Raw genomic sequence first — 1,073 nt, 5'->3', positions numbered from 1 at the left:
AACTGGAAGTCGTGCCAGGGCCATTTGCTACACCTGAATTCTTCACGGAAACGGACGTCGAGGACTTCTTTGCACGCTCCTGGACCGTTGACCAGAATTCAAACCGTACCGGTATCAGGCTGGACCCGGTGAGGTTGCAGTGGGCCCGGCCCGACGGCGGTATTGCCGGCGGACATCCATCCAACATCCTCGACACCGGCTACCCTCTCGGCGGAATCAACCTCAATGGTGACACTCCCGTAATCCTCGGACCCGACGGGCCCACTTCCGGCGGCTTTGTCGTATTCGGAGTCGTGCCGAAGGCCAGCCTATGGAAGACCGGCCAGATGCGGCCGGGGACCGACACGATCCGGTTCAAGCCCATTTCCATTGACGACGCCTATGCATTGGACGAGGAACGTTCCATGCTCATGTCTGCAGCAGGAGGCACCGAATAATGAACACAGCCATCGAAATCAACTGCGACATGGGAGAAGGTTACGGCCGCTGGCGCTTCGCGCCGGACGAAGAATTCATGCCCTATATCAGCGCCGCCAACATCGCCTGCGGCTTCCACGCCGGGGACCCAAGAACCATGCGCCGCACGGTTCGGGCGGCAGTCGACCAGGGCCTCCAGATCGGAGCGCACGTCGCGCTGCCGGACCTTTTGGGCTTCGGACGACGACGAATAGCGGTCTCAGCGGAAGAGCTCCAGGACTACACGCTGTATCAAGTAGGCGCCCTGAAGGGCTTCGTGGAGGCCGAAGGGGCGAAACTTTCCCATGTGAAACCGCACGGGGTCATGTACCTGATGTCGCTGGAGGACGAAGAGCTGGCTGAAGCTGTCATCGCGGCAGTCGCCGAAATAGACAGCTCCCTCCCTCTCTACTGCTTCGATAAGCGCCACACGGAGCTCGCCGCCGGTTACGGCGTCCGGTTAGTCCAGGAAGGATTTGTCGACCTCGGTTACGACGACGCCGGCAACCTTCTTATCGAGCGGGAAAAGCTGGCTTGGGACCCTGCACTTGTGTCCTCACGTGCGATCAGGTTCGTGAGGGAAGGGAAAGTAGCCACGGTGTCGGGGCGGGATCTTG

General features: G+C 60.6%; 1 protein-coding gene and 1 pseudogene. Both read left to right on the top strand.

Features of this window, described 5'->3' with window-relative positions; all coding sequences use genetic code 11:
* A pseudogene (locus tag AC5RWT_RS37735) lies at positions 1–437 on the top strand (urea carboxylase); the annotation flags it as partial.
* Positions 437–1,073, top strand: a 637-nt coding sequence (locus AC5RWT_RS37730; protein ID WP_494084670.1) for a 5-oxoprolinase subunit PxpA, incomplete at its 3' end; no start/stop codon positions are given. The pseudogene AC5RWT_RS37735 and the gene AC5RWT_RS37730, both read left to right, overlap by 1 nt.

The organism is Arthrobacter sp. Dra40 (assembly GCF_059091905.1).
The sequence above is the reverse complement of the archived record's forward strand: the minus strand, read 5'-3'. Positions and strand labels throughout refer to the sequence as shown.